Annotated in this window: 20 protein-coding genes; 14 read left to right on the top strand and 6 right to left on the bottom strand. The window is 55.9% G+C overall.

The window, feature by feature from the left end; all coding sequences use genetic code 11:
- Window position 1 precedes the first annotated feature (1 nt).
- Entirely contained in the window at window positions 2-1,111 is a 1,110-nt protein-coding gene (locus Y71_RS21240) for a DUF1615 domain-containing protein (protein ID WP_035887226.1), read from the top strand.
- On the opposite strand, the gene Y71_RS21235 is transcribed toward Y71_RS21240, so the two are convergent.
- Window positions 1,108-1,416 (bottom strand): DUF2755 family protein, encoded by a 309-nt coding sequence (locus Y71_RS21235; RefSeq protein ID WP_007373453.1) that lies wholly within the window; start codon window positions 1,414-1,416, stop codon window positions 1,108-1,110. The genes Y71_RS21240 and Y71_RS21235 overlap by 4 nt on opposite strands.
- A gap of 280 nt (window positions 1,417-1,696) precedes the next feature.
- Here Y71_RS21235 and Y71_RS21230 point away from each other — a divergent pair, with 280 nt between their 5' ends.
- Window positions 1,697-1,918 carry a DUF2754 domain-containing protein gene (locus Y71_RS21230; protein ID WP_007373454.1) on the top strand — a complete coding sequence of 74 codons (222 nt, stop codon included), beginning with the start codon at window positions 1,697-1,699 and terminating at the stop codon, window positions 1,916-1,918.
- Between the two features lie 3 nt (window positions 1,919-1,921).
- On the opposite strand, the gene ddlA is transcribed toward Y71_RS21230, so the two are convergent.
- A complete protein-coding gene (gene ddlA / locus Y71_RS21225) occupies window positions 1,922-3,022 on the bottom strand; it encodes a D-alanine--D-alanine ligase (protein WP_007373455.1) in 1,101 nt (366 codons plus the stop codon).
- Window positions 3,023-3,173: 151 nt separating this feature from the next.
- Here ddlA and Y71_RS21220 point away from each other — a divergent pair, with 151 nt between their 5' ends.
- The 6 genes from Y71_RS21220 to Y71_RS21195 all read left to right on the top strand — a co-directional run bounded on the left by Y71_RS21220 (window position 3,174) and on the right by Y71_RS21195 (window position 9,333).
- Window positions 3,174-3,812: an extensin-like domain-containing protein gene (locus Y71_RS21220; protein ID WP_050998963.1), complete on the top strand. Its 639-nt coding sequence runs from the start codon at window positions 3,174-3,176 to the stop codon at window positions 3,810-3,812.
- Window positions 3,813-3,981: 169 nt separating this feature from the next.
- Window positions 3,982-5,172, top strand: a complete 1,191-nt coding sequence (locus Y71_RS21215) for a multidrug efflux MFS transporter (protein ID WP_007373457.1) — start codon at window positions 3,982-3,984, stop codon at window positions 5,170-5,172.
- Window positions 5,173-5,439: 267 nt separating this feature from the next.
- Complete coding sequence (iraP, locus tag Y71_RS21210) at window positions 5,440-5,700, top strand: anti-adapter protein IraP (RefSeq protein ID WP_007373458.1); 261 nt, start codon at window positions 5,440-5,442, stop codon at window positions 5,698-5,700.
- 99 nt (window positions 5,701-5,799) lie between these two features.
- Entirely contained in the window at window positions 5,800-7,215 is a 1,416-nt protein-coding gene (gene phoA / locus Y71_RS21205) for an alkaline phosphatase (RefSeq protein WP_007373459.1), read from the top strand.
- A 91-nt stretch (window positions 7,216-7,306) separates the two neighbouring features.
- Window positions 7,307-7,627 (top strand): phosphate starvation-inducible protein PsiF, encoded by a 321-nt coding sequence (gene psiF / locus Y71_RS21200; RefSeq protein ID WP_007373460.1) that lies wholly within the window; start codon window positions 7,307-7,309, stop codon window positions 7,625-7,627.
- Between the two features lie 182 nt (window positions 7,628-7,809).
- A complete protein-coding gene (locus tag Y71_RS21195; RefSeq protein WP_007373461.1) occupies window positions 7,810-9,333 on the top strand; it encodes an FAD-dependent oxidoreductase in 1,524 nt (507 codons plus the stop codon).
- Window positions 9,334-9,371: 38 nt separating this feature from the next.
- Here Y71_RS21195 and proC read toward each other — a convergent pair whose 3' ends face one another.
- On the bottom strand, window positions 9,372-10,178 hold the full coding sequence (gene proC / locus Y71_RS21190; protein ID WP_007373462.1) for a pyrroline-5-carboxylate reductase: 807 nt from the start codon (window positions 10,176-10,178) through the stop codon (window positions 9,372-9,374).
- Window positions 10,179-10,316: 138 nt separating this feature from the next.
- On the opposite strand from proC, the gene Y71_RS21185 reads away from it, so the two are divergent.
- The 5 genes from Y71_RS21185 to ppnP all read left to right on the top strand — a co-directional run bounded on the left by Y71_RS21185 (window position 10,317) and on the right by ppnP (window position 13,082).
- Entirely contained in the window at window positions 10,317-10,778 is a 462-nt protein-coding gene (locus tag Y71_RS21185; protein ID WP_007373463.1) for a YaiI/YqxD family protein, read from the top strand.
- 270 nt (window positions 10,779-11,048) lie between these two features.
- Window positions 11,049-11,573 carry a shikimate kinase AroL gene (gene aroL, locus Y71_RS21180; RefSeq protein WP_007373464.1) on the top strand — a complete coding sequence of 175 codons (525 nt, stop codon included), beginning with the start codon at window positions 11,049-11,051 and terminating at the stop codon, window positions 11,571-11,573.
- A gap of 49 nt (window positions 11,574-11,622) precedes the next feature.
- On the top strand, window positions 11,623-11,814 hold the full coding sequence (gene yaiA / locus Y71_RS21175) for a protein YaiA (protein ID WP_007373465.1): 192 nt from the start codon (window positions 11,623-11,625) through the stop codon (window positions 11,812-11,814).
- A 219-nt stretch (window positions 11,815-12,033) separates the two neighbouring features.
- Window positions 12,034-12,711 carry an AroM family protein gene (locus Y71_RS21170; protein WP_007373466.1) on the top strand — a complete coding sequence of 226 codons (678 nt, stop codon included), beginning with the start codon at window positions 12,034-12,036 and terminating at the stop codon, window positions 12,709-12,711.
- Between the two features lie 86 nt (window positions 12,712-12,797).
- Complete coding sequence (ppnP, locus tag Y71_RS21165; RefSeq protein WP_007373467.1) at window positions 12,798-13,082, top strand: pyrimidine/purine nucleoside phosphorylase; 285 nt, start codon at window positions 12,798-12,800, stop codon at window positions 13,080-13,082.
- A gap of 45 nt (window positions 13,083-13,127) precedes the next feature.
- Here ppnP and rdgC read toward each other — a convergent pair whose 3' ends face one another.
- Window positions 13,128-14,039: a recombination-associated protein RdgC gene (gene rdgC / locus Y71_RS21160; RefSeq protein ID WP_007373468.1), complete on the bottom strand. Its 912-nt coding sequence runs from the start codon at window positions 14,037-14,039 to the stop codon at window positions 13,128-13,130.
- A gap of 100 nt (window positions 14,040-14,139) precedes the next feature.
- Between rdgC and mak the strand changes: the two genes are divergently transcribed.
- Window positions 14,140-15,048: a fructokinase gene (gene mak / locus Y71_RS21155; RefSeq protein WP_007373469.1), complete on the top strand. Its 909-nt coding sequence runs from the start codon at window positions 14,140-14,142 to the stop codon at window positions 15,046-15,048.
- A 74-nt stretch (window positions 15,049-15,122) separates the two neighbouring features.
- Here the strand turns inward: mak and sbcC are convergent, their stop codons facing one another.
- A complete protein-coding gene (sbcC, locus tag Y71_RS21150) occupies window positions 15,123-18,263 on the bottom strand; it encodes an exonuclease subunit SbcC (RefSeq protein ID WP_007373470.1) in 3,141 nt (1,046 codons plus the stop codon).
- Entirely contained in the window at window positions 18,260-19,462 is a 1,203-nt protein-coding gene (gene sbcD / locus Y71_RS21145) for an exonuclease subunit SbcD (RefSeq protein WP_007373471.1), read from the bottom strand. Before sbcD ends, sbcC begins: the two co-directional genes overlap by 4 nt.
- Window positions 19,463-19,604 lie beyond the last annotated feature (142 nt).

Raw genomic sequence — 19,604 nt, 5'->3', positions numbered from 1 at the left:
TATGGTTTTCGTCCCCCGTTTTGGCTGGCTGCTGGCGGCCTTGATCCTCGCCGGCTGTAGCACGCAAGGCCCGGTTTCCCAGCGGGAAGCGGAGAAAGAAAAAGAGAGCAAGAAACCGTTGGATGTGGCAAGCGTGGTGCGGCAGAAAATGCCCGCCAGCGTGAAAGATCGCAATGCCTGGGCGCAGGATATCGCCACCACATTTAGCAGCCAGAAGCTGGCGCCGACGCTGGAGAATATCTGCTCGGTGCTGGCGGTGGCGCAGCAGGAATCAAACTATCAGGCCGATCCGGTCGTGCCGGGGCTGAACAAAATCGCCTGGAAAGAGATCGATAAGCGCGCGCAGCGGATGCACATTCCGCCATTGCTGGTGCATACCGCCCTGAAAATCCCTTCGCCAAACGGCAAAAGCTACAGCGAGCGGCTGGATAACGTCAGAACGGAAAAAGAGCTGAGCGCCATTTTTGACGACTTTATCAATATGGTGCCGATGGGGCAGAAGCTGTTTGGTTCCTTCAATCCGGTGCGTACCGGCGGGCCGATGCAAATCAGCGTGGCGTTTGCCGAGCAGCACACCGAGGGTTATCCGTGGAAGATGGACGGCACGGTACGCCAGGAAGTTTTCAGCCGTCGCGGCGGTTTGTGGTTCGGCACTTACCATCTCCTGAATTATCCCGCCAGTTACAGCGCGCCGATTTACCGTTTCGCCGACTTTAACGCCGGGCTGTACGCCAGCCGCAATGCGGCGTTCCAGAATGCAGTCAGCAAAGCGACCGGCGTGAAACTGGCGCTGGATGGCGATGTGATCCTTTACGGCAGCAGCGATACGGGCGCGACGGAACAGGCGGTAAGAAAGCTCGGGCCGAAACTGGGGATGAGCGATCGCGATATTCGCCGTCAACTGGAGCGCGGCGACAGCCAGAAGTTTGAAGAGACGAAGCTGTACCGTGAAGTTTATCGTCTGGCGGAACAGAAAAGCGGGAAAACGCTGCCGAGAGAGATTTTGCCGGGGATCCAGTTAGAAAGCCCGAAGATCACGCGCAACCTGACAACAGCATGGTTTGCGAAGCGCGTCGACGATCGTCGGGCTGCCTGTATGGCGCAGAATTAACGTGAGTGGTGTCGCCGCCAGCGCAGGAAAAGGCCGATGACACCCAACAATGCGCTTCCCACAAGGAACGGCACGAGGCCAAACAGCGTGCCGACGCCAAACCCCAGTTCAACGTGGGGGCGGGAGGCATCCTGAACCTGCATCAATCTTTCGAACACACCCGGCGCGTGTACCAGCAGGTTCAACAACTGCGCGCCAGCCCAGAAGCAGAGCAGGACAAACACGGCATAAGCCATATTGCCTGGCCTTGAGGCATCACGTTTTTTCACGCCCGTGAAGGGTTTTGACAGGGAAAAATCAGCCATAAGACCTCCGGTACTCTTTACTCAATTTGTTGCTTACCTTTCAGTGATGCAGCAGCGGACGCTGGTCAGAATTCAGGCTAAGTGTGACAGTTGCGCCCTGTTGTCAACATCAGAATGGTGATAATTTCCCTCCGGGAAGGATTCCGGTTGAGTGATTTTTGTTGGTGCTCACATTTTTGTAACGTTTTCATTACTCAAGTAACATTTCAGATTTTCCATACATCACACAGACCTGAAAGACAGGCTATGCGATGATGCCTTTTTGACTGCCGGAGTTGTCATGAAGCTGCCTGCGAAAATACGCCGTGACTGGCACTATTACGCGTTTGCGATTGGGTTGATTTTTATTCTGAATGGGGTCGTGGGCCTGCTGGGGTTTGAGGCCAAAGGCTGGCAAACCTATGCCGTCGGGCTGGTGACCTGGGTGATTGGCTTTTGGCTGGCCGGGTTAATTATCCGCCGCCGCCCGGAAGAGGAGGAGGCGGCGGATAAGCCAAAGTGATGCTTAACCGTTGACGGAAATTTTCAGCGTGCTGTTTACCTGATGGCGCGCAATAGCCAGCTCAATCAGGCGGGTGATCAGATCAGGATAGCTGATGCCGCTCGCCTGCCACAGTTTTGGATACATGCTGATGTTGGTAAATCCCGGCAGCGTGTTGATCTCATTGATAACGACTTCGTTGTCCGGCGTCAGGAACACATCGACGCGCGCCATCCCTTCACAGCCAAGCGTCTGGTACGCCTGTACCGCAATCTGACGGATCTTGTCGTTGATCTCCGGCGCAATATCCGCAGGCACTACCACCTGCGCGCCGTTTTCATCAATGTATTTGGTGTCGTAAGCGTAGAACTCGCTGTGCAGCACGATTTCGCCGCAGGTGCTGGCTTGCGGATCGTCATTGCCGAGCACCGCGCATTCGATCTCGCGGCCTTTGATGCCTTTCTCAACGATCACTTTTTTGTCGAACTCAAACGCCAGGCGCACCGCTTCATGATATTGCGCTTCGCTGGTCACTTTGCTGACGCCAACGGACGAGCCCTGGTTAGCCGGTTTGACAAACAGCGGCAGGCCGAGCTGCGCTTCGACGTCGCTAAAGGCGATCTGCTGACGATTGGCTCGCGTCAGGGTGATAAATGGTGCGACAGCTAATCCGGCATCGCGCAGCAAACGCTTGGTGACATCTTTATCCATGCAGGCCGCCGAAGCGAGCACGTCGGAGCCGACAAACGGCAGGTTTGCCAGGCGCAGCATGCCCTGCAAAGTGCCATCTTCGCCCAACGTACCGTGGACGATAGGGAAAATCACATCAACATCCGGTAGCGGCGCGCTGTTTTGCGCCTGAATAAGCTGCTGCGCGGTGTTGCCCGGCACCAGCGCCACGCTGTTTTGCGACGGATTCAGCGCAATACGCGCCGGATCGCTGGCGTTAAGCAGGTAATTATTCGCATCGCTGATATGCCATTGACCCTGTTTATCAATCCCCAGCAGCACAACCTCAAAGCGCGACTTATCCATGGCATCGACAATATTTTTTGCTGACTGTAACGACACCTCGTGTTCCGCTGATTTGCCGCCGAAGACGACCCCTACCCGCAGTTTTGCCATTTCTACGTTCACCCACACTTATTCACAAAACACATACCATAGCACGACGAAACGCACGATTCGCGGCCTTCTGCCATAATGTTTTGAGGAAAACTGAGGGGGAGACGTGCGCGTAAAGAGCCTGATCGTTGTATGTACTCTGCTGGCGCTGATGCTGGTGGGTTATCGCTATTTACCGTCTTATTACAATCCCTTCGCACCGCTACAGTTGAGCGATCCGCCGGGACGCATCACTCAGTTTAAGTTACGCCGCCTGTCGCCGTCTGCCTGTGCCGCGCTGCTGGCGCAGGCCAATCAGCAGCGGCTTGTGACCTCTGTTGCGGTAGCGAACAGCGGCGGCGACTGCCCGTTAACCGATGTGGTACGGGTGCGTGATTTCGGCGTGGTGAAACTGAGCAGCAGTTTTCTGGCTAGCTGCCCGCTGGCACTCAGTTCCGCGTTGTTTATCGAACAGCAGGCGCGGCCACTGACTGAACATTTTACCGGCCAGCCGCTGCGCCAGATCGACCATCTGGGCAGCTACGCGTGCCGCAACATCTATAATCGTGCTGATGCGCGGCGTAGCGAGCATGCCAGCGCTGAAGCGCTGGATCTGAGTGCCTTTCGCCTGGCGGATGGCCAGCGGGTGACGGTGCTCAATGGCTGGCGGCAGCCTGAAACAGCGCCGTGGTTACGGGCGGTGCTGAGCGCCAGTTGCGGCTATTATGGCAATAGTCTGGGACCCGAATACAATGCCGCTCATGCCAACCATTTTCATCTTGGGATGCGCGGTTTCGGGCTCTGTCGCTAAGCATAATCCACTGTAAGAGCAGGGTTTTTATGCGCACGCTGTGGCGGTGAGCGATGAGGGACAGATAAAACACCGAATTCGCCGTAACCGCATCTCTGGTGACTCATCCGTGGCGCATTCTTGTTAACCTGTGCGCTGTTTGTCAAAACTTCAACAAATACCCGTACTTATGGAATCCTGGAAGGTCAATCTTATCTCGGTGTGGTTCGGCTGTTTTTTCACCGGCCTCGCCATCAGTCAAATTTTGCCATTTTTGCCGTTATACGTTGCGCAGTTGGGCGTGACCTCGCACGAAGCGCTGTCGATGTGGTCGGGGCTGACGTTCAGCGTGACCTTTCTCGTCTCTGCTATTGTGTCGCCGATGTGGGGGAGCCTTGCGGATCGCAAAGGGCGCAAGCTGATGTTGTTGCGCGCCTCATTGGGCATGGCGATCGCCATTCTGTTGCAGGCATTTGCTACTAACGTCTGGCAGTTGCTGATCCTGCGCGGCATCATGGGGCTGACTTCCGGTTATATTCCGAATGCGATGGCGCTGGTGGCATCGCAAGTCCCGCGCGAGCGCAGCGGCTGGGCGTTGAGTACGCTCTCAACCGCACAGATCAGCGGCGTGATTGGCGGGCCGCTGATGGGCGGTTTTCTGGCTGACCATTTAGGGTTGCGCATCGTGTTTATCATCACCGCGCTGTTGTTAATTGTGAGCTTTCTGGTCACGCTGTTTCTGATTAAAGAGGGTGTGCGCCCGACGGTGAAAAAGGGTGAGCGGCTGAGCGGTAAAGCGGTGTTCTCCACCTTGCCTTATCCGGCGCTGGTTATCAGTCTGTTTATCACCACTATGGTGATTCAGTTGTGTAACGGTTCTATCGGCCCGATCCTCGCCCTGTTTATTCAGTCGCTGTCGCCGCATACCACCAATATTGCTTTTCTCAGCGGATTGATCGCTGCTGTACCCGGTGTTTCAGCGCTGCTTTCTGCACCGCGCCTTGGCAAACTGGGCGACCGGATAGGCACTTCACGTATTTTGATGGGCACGCTGGCTTGCGCGGTGGTGCTGTTCTTCGCTATGTCGTTTGTCACCTCGCCGCTACAGCTTGGTATTCTGCGCTTTATGCTCGGCTTTGCCGATGGCGCCATGCTGCCGGCGGTGCAGACGCTGTTGCTAAAATACTCCAGCGATCAGGTGACCGGACGTATCTTTGGTTATAACCAGTCGTTTATGTATCTGGGAAATGTCGCCGGGCCGTTAATGGGCGCATCGGTATCGGCAATGGCGGGTTTCCGTTGGGTATTTATCGCTACCGCCGTGGTGGTACTGATTAATTTCTGGCAACTGGCGCTGGCATTTCGCCGGGTGAAACGCTAATTCTGCAAACGGGCCGAAAATTGTTTTTCGGCCTTACTATAATTATTACTTATATAAAATAACGCTTCAGCCGTTTCGTTTTCTTTTTTAGCTCCACTAACAAATTAATTGGTTTGGCTTAAATATCCAGAGAAACGTTTCGTTATCCCTTTTATTTTTGTGTGTTTAAGGAGTGTGAAAAAATGCACAAAAATAAGAGATGTATTTTCTTTGCAACATCAGAATGGAGTGCTAACGTCTTTCCACCTCACATAAGGAAATCGCGCTATGAAAAATCTCATTGCTGAGTTGTTGGTTAAGCTTGCAGAAAAAGAAGAGGAGTCGAAAGAGCTGGTCGCCCAGGTAGAAGCACTGGAGATTGTGGTGACTGCGCTGCTGCGTCAAATGGCCGCCTCTGAGCAACAGGCGCTGATTCAAAGTATTGAAGGCGCGCTGGACGAAGTCAGACCGGGAACGCACGTTACCGATCAGGACACGGAGTTGCTGCAACAGTACCTAAAGAAGCTTTTAAGGCATCCGCGTAGCTAAATTTCTGGCCCTCCGCCGCTGTCATCTGGCTGTCATACGCGCTGCCTATAGTCGCTCTGTTTTATTTTCTTTAAGTATTTGTACATGGAGAATATTAAAGTGAAACAGAGCGCATTATACCTCGCATTATTACCCGTGTTTTTTACCTCTGTTATTTATGCAGAAACAACGGATACCTCCGTTCTCGAACATCGTGCTGCTCAGGGCGATATTTCCACGCCTGGCGGCGCGCGTCGTCTGACTGCCGATCAAACCGCTGCACTACTTGATTCGCTCATCGATAAGCCCGCCAAAAATATTATTTTGTTAATTGGTGATGGCATGGGCGATTCAGAAATAACCGCCGCACGAAATTATGCCGAAGGCGCTGGTGGGTATTTCAAAGGGATCGACGCATTACCGTTAACCGGCCAGTACACGCACTACGCGCTGGACAAAAAAACCGGTAAACCGGACTACGTGACGGATTCAGCCGCCTCGGCCACTGCCTGGAGCACCGGCGTCAAAACCTACAACGGCGCGCTCGGCGTCGATATTCATGAAAAAGATCATATGACCATCCTCGAGATGGCGAAAGCGGCGGGGCTGGCGACCGGCAACGTCTCTACCGCTGAATTGCAGGATGCCACCCCGGCGGCGCTGGTTTCGCATGTGATCTCCCGTCGCTGCTACGGCCCGACGGTGACCAGCGAAAAATGCGCCCTCAACGCGCTGGAAAAGGGCGGTAAAGGCTCGATCACCGAGCAATTTCTGAATACCCGCGCGGATGTGACGCTGGGCGGCGGCGCGAAAACCTTCAGCGAAACCGCGACGGCGGGCAAATGGCAAGGGAAAACGCTGCGCGAGCAGGCTCAGGCCCGTGGTTACCAGATGGTGAGCGATGCCTCTGCGCTGGCGGCCATTAGCGAAGCGAACCAGGATAAACCGCTGCTCGGCCTCTTCGCCGATGGCAATATGCCGGTTCGCTGGGAAGGGCCGAAAGCGTCGCTGCACGGCAATCTCGACAAACCCGCCGTGACCTGTACGCCGAATGCCAAACGTACCGACAGCGTACCGACGCTGGCGGCAATGACCGAAAAGGCCATTGATCTGCTGAGCAAAAACGAGAAGGGCTTCTTCCTGCAGGTGGAAGGCGCGTCTATCGATAAACAGGATCACGCGGCGAATCCGTGCGGTCAGATTGGTGAAACTGTCGATCTGGATGAAGCGGTACAGAAGGCGCTGGAATTTGCGAAAAAAGACGGCAATACGCTGGTGATTGTGACTGCCGATCATGCGCACGCCAGCCAGATTATTCCGGCGGATACCAAAGCGCCGGGGCTGAGCCAGGCGCTGAATACCAAAGATGGCGCAGTGATGGCGATAACCTACGGCAACTCGGAAGAGGAGTCGATGGAGCACACCGGTACGCAAGTCCGCATTGCGGCTTATGGCCCGCATGCTGGTAATGTCGTGGGGTTAACCGATCAGACCGATCTGTTCTACACCATGAAATCGGCACTGAACCTGAAGTAACGGCTGCCCGGCGGTAAATCTTTGCTGCCGGGTGGTTTTTTCAGTAATTAAGACCATCCTTAAAGGGTCACTTTGACAGAAGGATGGAGCGATGAAAATAACAGTTCTGGTTACCCTCATCTTTGGTCTGTTGTTTGTCGGCGCGCTCAGCGCGGCGGAAAAAACACTGACCCCGCAACAACAACGTATGACGCTTTGTAATCAACAAGCCAAGACCCAAACCCTGACAGGTGATGCCCGTAAGACGTTTATGAGCAACTGCCTGAAAAACACCAAAACGGAGCCGGGGCAAAAAAGCCTGACGCCGCAACAGCAGCGGATGCGCGAATGTAATGCGCAGGCGACGCAGCAATCGCTGAAAGGCGAAGATCGCAGCAAATTCATGAGCGGCTGCCTGAAAAAAACGCAGTAATTTAGCCGGGTGGGCGTTCCACTTCGCTCACCCTTTTACCCTTCCTCCCGCGTTCTTATTGCCCGTTCCTCAATCTCTGCCAGGCTTAAACAGTGAGCAATGTTTCGCTTTGGTCTCTCTTGGTGGTTGTGCGCTGTCCGGCGTTACGCCCGTTTTTGCAACACTGATCCGGGAGAAAAAATATGAATTATCAATACGTTACTGATTTGAATTCCCTGCCGGAAAACCAGCCGGTGAAAGTTGATGTCGCCGGGACGTCAATGATCCTTATCCGTACACTTGCACAGGTACGCGCCTTTCAAAGTAAATGTCCGCATGCTGGCGCGCCGCTGGAGCAGGGCGCGGTGTGCGATGGCAAACTGGTTTGCCCCTGGCATAAAGCCAATTTTGATATCACCAATGGCGAGTGGCGCGAGCCGCTGGCGCTGAAAAGCCTCAAACAATATCCGGTCACCCTTGAAGGGAACCGCGTACTGGTCAGCCCGCGCGCGCTCTCGCCTGCCAGCCATACGCTGATCCGTGGTGATCGTCCGCAAACGGCGGTGATCCTTGGTACCGGCGCGGCAGGCAGCGCGGCGGCAATCACCCTGCGTGATGCCGGCTTTAATGGTCATCTGATCCTGATTGATAAAGAGGACAGCGCGCCTTATGACCGCACGGCGCTCAGTAAATTTGTCCCCGCCGGGAAGATGAAGATCAGCGAAGTCCCGCATATTCTCGACGATGCCTTTTACAACCAGCCCGGCGTGGAAAGCCTGCGCGAAGAGGTGACCGACCTTGATTGCGAAGGGCATCAACTGACGCTGGCGAATGGCCGTCACGTTGCTTTCGACAAATTGCTGCTGGCCACCGGCGGGCAGCCAGTATGGCCGGAGATCCCTGGCAACCATCTGGCGGGCGTTCATGTGCTGCGCGATATCCACCAGGCGCAGATACTGCTCAATGAAGTCGAACAGGAGCAGCAACTGGTGGTGATCGGCAACAGCTTTATTGCGATGGAGCTGGCAGCCGCGCTGCGCAATCAGGATATCGATGTCACGGTAGTGTCGCGTCATGCTCTGCCGTTTGTGCCGCAATTTGGCGAAGAGATCGGCCAGCGCTTTTTAAATCTGCATCAACAAAACGGCGTGAAATTTGTCACCGGCGAGCCGGTGGCGCTGGAAGGCAACGGCCACGTACAAGGCGTGACGCTGAAAAATGGCCGCACGTTGCCCGCGCATGTGGTGGTTTTCGCCACGGGCGTACAGCCTGCTACCGGGCTGGCGCACGATCTGCATCATGAACAGGACGGCAGCCTGACCGTGGATGAAACCCTCAGCGCAGCGCCGGATGTCTGGGCCGTCGGCGATATTGCCAGCTACCCGGCGCCGGAAGGGCGTCGACGTATTGAGCACTGGCGCGTGGCGCAACAGCAGGGAAGGGTGGCCGCCCTCAATATGCTTGGTGAACACCGTCCGTTTGATCGGGTACCGTTTTTCTGGACCATGCAATACGGTAACCGCTTCGAATACCTGGGTTACACCCGCGAGTGGGATAGCATGAAAATGCTCGGCTCGTTTGACGACAAACGTTTTGCCGTGTTGTACGGCGAAGAGGGCATGCTGAAAGCGGTGCTGAGCTGCGGTGAGAACAGCGCCACTGCGGGATTGCTGTTGAAGATGCAAAAGCCCCTCAGCATGAAAACGGCCAGCGAACTGCTGGCCTGACAAGACTGCGCCCTCTCCTGCCAGGGAGAGGGCAGCGGTTATTTGCTCAGTTTTTCTGACTTGTTCATGCAGGCTTCCATCGCCTCAATCACCGCAGCGCGGAAACCGCGCTCTTCCAGCACTTTGACCGCTTCAATGGTGGTACCGCCAGGCGAGCAGACCATATCTTTTAACTCGCCGGGGTGCTTTCCGGTTTCCAGCACCATCTTCGCGGAACCCATCACCGCCTGCGCGGCAAATTTATAGGCCTGCGCACGCGGCATACCGCCCAGCACGGCGGCATCGGCCATTGCTTCGATAAACATAAAGACATAGGCGGGCGCAGAACCGCTCACGCCGACAACCGGATGGATCATCGCTTCGGCAATCACTTCCGCTTCGCCAAAGCAGCGGAAAATATTCAGCACGTCTGCCGTATCTTCCGGCGTGACCAGCGCGTTAGGGGTAATAGAGGTCATGCCCGCATTAACCAGCGACGGGGTATTGGGCATCGCACGTACAATTTTGCGATCGTGACCAAGCGCGCGCGCCAGCTGATCGAGCGTCACGCCTGCGGCAATCGACACCACCAGCGTCTCTTTATTCAGGCTGGAGGCGATTTCGCCCAACACTTTCACCATGATGTTCGGTTTCACCGCGCCGAAGACGATATCGGCAATCTGCGCCACTTCCTGTGCACTTTGCGCGGCGTTAATACCAAACTGATCGTGCAGAGCGGCCACTTTATCTGGCGACGGGGTATAGACCCAAATCTGTCCTGGCAGCACCTGCCCACTGGCAATCAGCCCGCCGAGAATCGCCTTGCCCATATTGCCGCAGCCGATAAAACCGATTTTCTTCTCCATCACGTTTGTCTCTTTTGCTTGTCATTGTGTGTGGCGTATAGCTTAACGTGGAATGGCAATCAGGGCTAAAGCTAAAAGATCTCTGCTTTCCCCTGGGGAAAATTAAAGCGACAATGCGCCACCAACTGAGGAGCGAGAATGGCGATTTGGGTTGATGCGGACGCTTGTCCGAATGTGATTAAAGAAATTTTATTCCGCGCCGCCGAGCGCACGCAGACGCCGCTGACGCTGGTGGCGAACCAGAATATCCGCGTGCCGCCGTCGCGTATCATCCGCTCGCTGCGCGTTCCGGCGGGGTTTGACGTGGCCGATAACGAAATTGTGCGGCTGTGCGAGGCTGGTGATCTGGTGATTACCGCTGATATTCCGCTGGCGGCGGAAGTGCTGGCCAAAGGTGCGGCAGCGTTGAACCCGCGTGGCGAACGCTATACTGAAGCGACAATCCGCGAAAAACTGACGATGCGCGACTTTATGGATACGCTGCGCGCCAGCGGGATTCAGACCGGTGGCCCGGATAGCCTGTCGCAGCGGGATCGGCAGCAGTTTGCCGCCCAGCTTGATAAATGGCTGCTGGAGGTTAAACGCCGTCAGCCGGAGTAAATTCGGCACCGGCAGGCAGGATATGCTACTGTTTGCCGTTTCGCGGGCTTGCCAGGCTTAAGTAGATTCAGTAAGGTTGCCGCTACACTGTCGCCACGGAATCTTTACAGGTCGAACCTGGGTCAAATCAGGTTTTATTTGTAGTCCGCGCCCTGAGTGACCTTAATGTGTAACGTTATTTTTACGATTAGTATTGTACTAGCTTGATGATATCATCGCTGTCTTATTTTCCGTCCCTCCTCGCGTGGGACCTGGAGGGAACACCTGCTCATGACGCTACCCATTTTTTTAGTCGGCGCACGCGGTTGCGGTAAAACCACTGTGGGCCAGGCGCTGGCGCTGGCGCAGGGATGTCAATTTATCGATACCGATTTCTGGTTACAGGAAACGTCTCAACAGACCATCGCGGATATTGTTGCCCGTGACGGGTGGGAGGCGTTCCGCGCCCGGGAAACCGACGCGCTGAAAGCCGTCACCGCGCCCGCGCGGGTGATTGCCACTGGCGGCGGTATTATTTTAAGTGAATATAATCGGCACTTTATGCGCGAAAAAGGCATCGTCGTTTACCTTTGCGCGCCTGTCGCGGTGCTGGCGGACAGGCTGGAAGCCTTTCCGGAAGAGGGACAGCGACCGACGCTGACCGGCAAGCCGATTAGCGAAGAGGTTAGCGAAGTGCTGGCGCTGCGCGATGCACTCTATCGCGAAGCGGCGCACCACATGGTGAATGCGGCGCAGTCGCCCGACCAGGTGGTGTCTGATATTGAGGCGGCATTACAGCTGGCGCGCGCCAGTTAGCGAAACGTTTGTCTATACTTATAGCTCGACCGGAAAATGAGGAAGAGCTATGCCGACAAAACCGCCTTATCCGCGTGAAGCCCGCATTGTTGCGATTGAAAAAGGCACGGGAAACCAGACCGTTACCTGGTATCAACTACGCGCCGATCATCCGAAACCGGATTCCTTGATCAGCGAACATCCCACCGAGCAGGAAGCGCTCGACGCCAAAAGGCGTTATGAAGATCCTGACAAAAGCTAAGTCGGGCGACGATTATTCTGACTGAACGCCTGAACATTACAGAAACGGACTTACATCACATTTTTTGACTGGCTTAACCTCGCTCAACGGTTACTATTGCATGGTTGCTGGAATTTATTTGAACGCGGGAGTGTGATGTTCTCTTTACACGGCATAAGCTGTACTGCCGTGTAAAGAGAGCAAATAAGAACGAGTAGTATTGAAAGGCGGGAAGTAGAAATGAGTGCAACTTTGGCGATCCTGACCATTGGTGTAGTGCCGGTGCAAGCAATTTTACCGCTCCTGACGGAGCATATTTCAGAGCAGCAGATCACGCATATCAGCCTGCTGGGGAAGATGGACCCACAAGAGGTGCGTGAGGAGTACGGCGCAGAAGCTGGCGAGTTCGCGATTCCGACGCAGTTGCGCGATGACAGCCTCGGCATGGTCTCCCGTGCCAGGGTGGAGCGTGATTTGCAGAGCGTTATCGAAGTGCTGGATAACCAGGGCTACGATGTCATTCTGCTAATGAGCACCGCCGATATCCGGGGATTTGTAACGCGCAATGCGATTTTAGTCGAACCGCAGCGCATTATTCCGCCGCTGGTGGCGTCAATTGTCGACGGGCATCAGGTGGGGGTAATTGTTCCGGTACCGGAACTGATGGCGCAGCAGAAGAAAAAGTGGACGGTTCTGGAAAAAGAGCCTTATTACGAACTGGCGCATCCTTTCCTCGCGACAGAAAGAGAATTTATTGATGCCGGGCGAGCGTTGCTGGAGCGCGGTGCGGATGTGTTGATGCTGGATTGTCTTGGCTTCCATCAGCAGCACCGTGATTTGCTCCAGAAGGCGCTGGATGTCCCGGTATTATTGTCTAACGTACTGGTGGCGCGCCTCGCATCTGAACTGCTTGTCTAGTCGCAGCGCTGTGCAATTTTGCGTGACAGAAGTGAATCCCGGCCCCTATAGTGGCTTTTCATACATTTTCTTTATAAGGGCCAGTCATGCTTCAAAGTAACGAATACTTTTCCGGTAAAGTGAAATCCATTGGTTTTACCAGCAGCAGCACTGGCCGTGCCAGCGTGGGTGTAATGGCGGAAGGGGAATACACATTTGGTACCGCGCAGCCGGAAGAGATGACGGTGGTCAGCGGGGCGCTGAATGTTTTGCTGCCAGGGGAAACCGAGTGGAAAACTTACACGGCGGGTGAAGTATTCAATGTGCCTGGCCAGAGTGAATTCCATTTGCAGGTCGCTGAGCCGAGCTCCTATCTCTGCCGCTACCTGTAATGCAAAACGCCCGGAAAACCCGGGCGTTTCTCTTTTGCTGAACACTCAGCGCTGAGCTTCGCCGCCCAAACCTTCCACCAGATTTTGAATCAATGCCGCCAGCTCGCCGGTCATCAGAATAAAATCGGCATCAAAGCGCTGGGCGTAATCTTCACGGTCGATATCTTCGTTCTGATCGCGGATCTCGTCGCAAAACTTCAGGCGTTTTACTGAACCGTCGTCGCAAATCATAAACTGGATGCGCTGCTGCCAGTCGAGCGCCAGCTTGGTCACCACTTTCCCGGCTTCAATATGTACCGCGATTTCGTCGCTCACCAGATCCTGCTTTTTCGCGCGGATCACGCCGCCATCTTCCAGCATCGCTTTCAGTTCTGCTTCATCCAGCAGCTGGAAGCCCTGCGCCACGTTGCCGGAACGTACCCACTCGGTCAGCGTCAGTTCAATCGGGTTTTCCAGCGCCAGTGGCACAACCGGCAGCGAACCGAGGCTTTTACGCAGCAGCGCCAGCGTATCTTCCGCTTTTTTGGCGCTGGCGCAGTCAACCATAATTAAACCGTTAACGGTGTCGATCCACATCATGGTCTGGCTGAAACGACTAAACGCGCGCGGCAGCAGCGAATGCAGTACTTCATCCTTCAGCGAATCTTTTTCCGTTTTCTTCAGCTTGCGGCCCTGTTCGGCTTCAAGGCGGGAGATTTTCGCTTCCAGCGCCTGTTTAACCACCGGCGTCGGCAGAATTTTTTCTTCTTTACGGGCGCAGATAATAATCTGACCATTGGCGGTATGGGTCAGCGCGTCGCTGTGTGAACCCATCGGTGGAACCCATCCGGTTTTCGCCATATCCTGACTACCGCATGGAGTAAACGATAGTGGGGCAAGCTGTTTTTCCATCTCTTCCGCTCGCAGCGCCACATCGCGGCTGAGACGGTATACCATTAAATTTTTGAACCACAGCATGATTTTTTTCCACGGCCTTGTCGTTAAATGCAGCGGGCATGATAGCGAATTGTTGTCCGCCTTGCATTGCTAATGCGTGGTCCACCATGAGGAGTTTGATGTGCGTATCGGTATCGATTTAGGTGGTACAAAAACAGAGATTATTGCGCTGGGCGATGGCGGCGAAGAGCTTTTCCGCCATCGGCAGGCCACGCCGCGCGACTATCTGCAAACCATAGAGTTGATTGCGACGCTGGTGGATCTGGCGGAAAAAGAGACCGGCCAGCGGGGAACCGTCGGCATGGGGATCCCCGGTTCCATTTCGCCCTATACCGGGGTGGTGAAAAACGCCAACTCCACCTGGCTGAACGGTAAACCGTTCGACAAAGATTTAAGCCAGCGGCTGCAGCGGGAAGTGCGGCTGGCGAACGATGCCAACTGCCTGGCGGTGTCCGAAGCGGTGGATGGCGCAGCGGCCGGGGCGCAAACGGTGTTCGCGGTGATCATTGGCACCGGTTGCGGTTCCGGCGTGGCGATCAACGGGCATGTGCACACCGGTGGCAACGGCACGGCGGGCGAGTGGGGGCATAATCCGCTGCCGTGGATGGATGATGATGAGTTGCGATATCGCGCCGAAGTGCCCTGTTACTGCGGCAAGCAAGGCTGTATCGAAACCTTTATCTCCGGCACCGGCTTTGCCACGGATTACCAGCGCTTAAGCGGTAATGCGCTAAAAGGTAATGAGATTATGCGTCTGGTCGGCGAGCAGGATGCGGTGGCTGAACTGGCGCTCAGCCGCTACGAGTTGCGGCTGGCGAAGTCGCTGGCGCACGTAGTCAATATTCTCGATCCGGATGTGATTGTCCTCGGCGGCGGCATGAGCAATGTCGACAGGCTGTACCAGACCGTTCCTGTACTGGTGCGCAACTGGGTGTTTGGCGGCGAATGCGAAACGCCGATCCGTAAAGCGCTGCACGGCGATTCCAGCGGCGTGCGCGGCGCGGCCTGGCTGTGGCCGCAGGGCGAGTAAAACCGCAGATGGAATAGTGGCTTCGCAGGCCGGATAAGCGTCAGCACTATCCGGCCTGCGCAACGGCGTAATATCTACGAAACCGCATATTTTCTGTCGAGCTTGCTGTAACCCAGCCCGTTGATTTTCTTCACCTTGATCTGCACCGGGATCCGCTCTTTCATCGCTTCTACGTGGCTGATCACGCCGATGGTTTTGCCACTGGCATTCAGCGCATCGAGGGCGTCGAGCGCGGTATCCAGCGTTTCGCTATCCAGTGTGCCAAAGCCTTCATCAAGGAATAGCGAATCGATGCGCGTTTTATGGCTGACCAAATCCGACAGCGCCAGCGCCAGCGCAAGGCTGACAAGGAAGCTTTCACCGCCGGAGAGCGTACGCGTATCGCGCACCGCATCCGCCTGCCAGGTATCCACCACTTCCAGTTCCAGTGCTTCGCTGGCTTTGCGTTTCAGCAGGTAACGACCATGCAGACGCGCGAGCTGGTTGTTCGCCAGCCAGACAAGATTATCCAGCGTCAGACCCTGCGCGAATTTGCGGAATTTATCTCCCTCTTTCGAGCCGATAAGCGCATTGAGATGACCCCAGTCGTCATACAGCACGCTGGCCCGCCCGATCTCCTGCAACACTGCCTGCTGGCGCGTACGGTTATCGGCATCCTGTTTTAACTGCTGGCGAAGTTCCCCCTGACGGGTGGTGTTTTCACGCAGTTGACGCGAAACCTGTTCCAGCGCCTGCGCGATGCTGTCGGCTGTGGCATTTTCCTCCAGCCCGGCAGGCGGCTGCGCCCGATGGGCGGCAACGGCTTGTTCGGCGCTGGCGGCCAGCGCCTGTTTCTGCTGGCAATCGGCGTCGAGCTTCTGACGCAACTGCTCCAGCCGCTGGTGTTCGTCATCGGAAAGCAGTGCGCTGAGAAACGCGTGTTTATCGGCAAAGACGCTGTTTTCCAGCGCCGCAAGGAACTGTTTCTCCAGCGCTTCAGCCGTTTCGCTCTCCTGCGCCAGTTGCTGATGCAGGGTTTGCCATTGGCTTCGCAGCGACACGCAGTCGTCATGCACCTGGCGCCAGCCTTCCAGCGCCACGTTTTGCGCTTCGGCGGGCGTTTCGTCGGTGGGCAGCGTATCGAGAATGGGCGTAAGTTGGGTGATTTGCTCTTGCAGCGCGATCTGCTGTTGCTGCTGCTGTTGCCATTGCTCCGCTTCCTGCGCGCGCGCCGCCAGCCATGCGGCTTCTTCGCCTTCCGGTGGCAGAGTCAGATCCAGTTGTTGCAGCGCCGCAGCCAGCGTGTCGCGACGGGTGGTGACTGCCTGCTGGTATTGTTCGCTCTGCTGTTGCAGTTCGTTGATTTGAAAAAGTAATGTCTGGCGCTGGTTGTGCAGATAGAGCTGGTGTTCATACGCATCCTGCGCGCTTTGCCAACTGGTCAATTCACGGTGCGGATCCAGCGAGACATTCAACTGCTCGCACAGCGTAACCCACTCCTGCAATCCCGTTTGTTCATCCTGTTGAAGCGAGCGGACTTCGCGCTCGTCTTTTTCATAACGTTCAGCTATGCCTTTCAGCCGCTCGCCCAGCGCCACGCCTTCTTCTTTTACCTTCTGCACTTCGTCAAACAGCAACTGACGGCGAGACTGGTTCACGCCTGGCTCGATCGTCTGGTAGTGCGCAACCGCCGGATGTTCCGTGGCGCCACACAGCGGACAGGGCTGACCCGCCTGCAGGCGCGCGCGCTCGCTCTCCAGACTTTTGATGGTGTTTTCCAGCTCGCAGATGGTGGTGACTTCTGTCAGCAACTGGTTTTTTTCTTTATACAACGCGCGTTTTTGTTCCCGCTCGGCGTTGAGCTTTTCCTGCTCGGCTTGCAGATCCCGCAGGCTTTGCTGACGCAGGCTCAGTTGCTTGCGCAGCGGAGCGAAGCGGGCGTGCAGGGCGGCAAGCTGTTGGCGTAGCGGGCGATGCTGTGCGCACTGCGCCATCGCCGCAGCCGTCTCTTCCGCCGTCAGTTCCAGCGTGGCTTCCGGCAGCGTTTGCAGTTTCTGCTGATGGGTCAGCACGCGCTGTTGCAGGCTTTGCCACTGCTTTTTCTCCTCTTCCAACTGGTTAAACAGCACGCGCCAGCCGGTCAGTTCGCTGTGCCAGCGCTGGAAGCGGGCATGTTCGGCCAGCCAGCCGGCAACCGTTTTTTGACTGCCCAGCAGAACGGCATGCTTCTCGACGGCGGTTGCGCGGATACGCGCGCGCTGCAACAGGCTGGCATGTAAGCGAGTATTTACTTCTTCACTTTGGCTGCGGGTACGGGCCAGCGCTTTATGTTGCTCTTCAAGACGTTCCCACAGCGGACGTAACTGCAAAGCCGGTTGCGCCAGGGCAAGCCGCGCCAGTTGCGGCTGCGCGGCAGCCAGCGCCTGCTGCGCCTGCACCTGCGCGGCTTGCGCCCGTCCGAGCGCGGCACGAAGTTCGGCTTCTCGGTTTAGCCATTGCGCCTGTGCCTGCGTGGTTTGTTGCCCGGCCAGCAGCGTTTTTTCTTCGTCAGTAAGCGCCTGCAAACCTGTACTCAGTTGCTGGCGCTGTTCATCGTTGAGCAGCACCACGCCTTCCGCCTGCGCCTGTAGCTGTTCCAGCCGGGTTTTGGCCGCTTTATGTTTCTCAAACACCATGGCCGAAATCTGGCCATAGATTTCCGTGCCCGTCAGCTCTTCCAGCAGCTCGGCGCGCTCGCGCGGTTTGGCATTGAGAAACGCGGCAAATTGCCCCTGCGACAGCAGCATTGAGCGGGTAAAGCGGCCGTAGTCCAGCCCGGTTAATGAGGCGGTGAGATCGAGTTTATCTTTGACTTTATCGGCGAGGATTTTGCCGTCGGCGCAGGTCGCGAGCTCGACGCGCGGTGCTTGCAGATTGCCATCTGCCTGACCGCGCGCGCGGCTCTGGCTCCAGAAAGCGCGGTAAGCAATGCCTTTTACTTCAAATTCCACTTCCGCCAGGCACTCGGCAGTATCGCGGGTCATCAGATCGTTTTGCGATTGTGACAGGGTGCTAAGGCGCGGTGTTTCGTGGTACAGCGCCAGACAAATAGCATCGAGCAGGGTGGTTTTCCCTGCGCCCGTCGCGCCGGTAATGGCGAACAAACCGTTGCTGGCGAACGGCTCTTCGGTAAAGTCGATTTTCCATTCGCCTTTCAGCGAGTTGAGGTTTTTTAACCGCAAACTGAGGATCTTCATGCCTCTTTCTCCGCATCCAGCGCCTGGCGCGCTTCACTGAACAAGGCTTGCAGGCGCGCCGTTTGCATCTCGTCGATCTCTTCCTGCGCCAGGCGGCGGGCGAAGACCTCTTCAACTTTCAATTCACTGAGCGTTTCCCGCAGCTCTCCGGCGAGGATCCGCTCCCGCTGTTCGCGGCTGCGGCGCACCAGCAACACTTCGACGGGCAAATCTTCGGTAACTTGCTGGATTTTACGTTGCATATCAGCCAGATATTCGCGGCTTTCAATTTCAATATCCAGCCAGACTGGCGTGTCGGTGGACGCATCGCGCCACTGCTCAAGCTGGCGGCAAATCTCGGCGAAATCACCCTTGATTACGGCCAGCGGCTGCGTGGCCGGAATGTCGAGCGCGGTAACTTCCGCCAGCTTGCCATCGCTGAACGTGACCAGATTGACGCTTTTACGCTTTCCGGTTTCATCAAAACTCAGTGGGATCGGTGAACCGCAGTAGCGAATATGCTGCAGGCCGCCAATTTTCTGCGCGCGGTGAATATGTCCAAGCGCAATATAGTCGGCTGGCGGGAAATTCTCCGCCGGGAAGGCATCCAGGGTGCCGATATAGATGTCACGTACGGCGTCACTTTTGCTGGCACCGACGGTGGTCAAATGGCCGCTGGCGATAATCGGCAGCGCCTGCTCGCCGCGCAGAATGCAGGCGGCGTCATACTGCTTCTGGTAGTAATCGGTAATAGCCGCCAGCAGATGTTGCTGTTTTTCCTGCCCTGATAATCCGGCCTGGCTGATGACCATGTCACGCGGGCGTAAAAACGGTACCGGACAGAAAACGGCGCCGGGCGTGCCATCACGGCGATTGAGCCAGAATGGTGCGGCGCCGGCACTGGCGACCACGGTGGTTTTCAGGTAAGCGAGGATCTCTTTTGATTCGTTCAGCGTTGCCACGGAATCATGGTTGCCCGCCAGCACCACTAACTGGCAGCCGGTTTGCTGGAGTTTCACCACAAAGCGGTTATATAACTCGCGGGCATAACTGGGCGGAGAACCGGTATCAAAGATATCACCTGCAACAATAATGGCGTCCACCTGGTGCTGCTCTGCGGCATTCAGCAGCCAGTCGAGAAAGGCGTCATGTTCTGCAGCGCGGCTTTTGCTGTAAAAGTTCTGACCCAAATGCCAGTCTGAAGTGTGAATAATGCGCATAGCGATTCCGTGGCGAAAATGGATAAACGCGATTATAACATTCAGGGTGTTAGAGACATTAACTGCGTGAATATTCGCGCTGTCATAATGCTGCGGGCAGGGTCATCTGGTGGTCATGTTATTCATAAATCTGTCATAAAAC

The organism is Kosakonia radicincitans DSM 16656 (assembly GCF_000280495.2).
Taxonomy (GTDB): Bacteria; Pseudomonadota; Gammaproteobacteria; order Enterobacterales; family Enterobacteriaceae; genus Kosakonia; species Kosakonia radicincitans.
The sequence above is the reverse complement of the archived record's forward strand: the minus strand, read 5'-3'. Positions and strand labels throughout refer to the sequence as shown.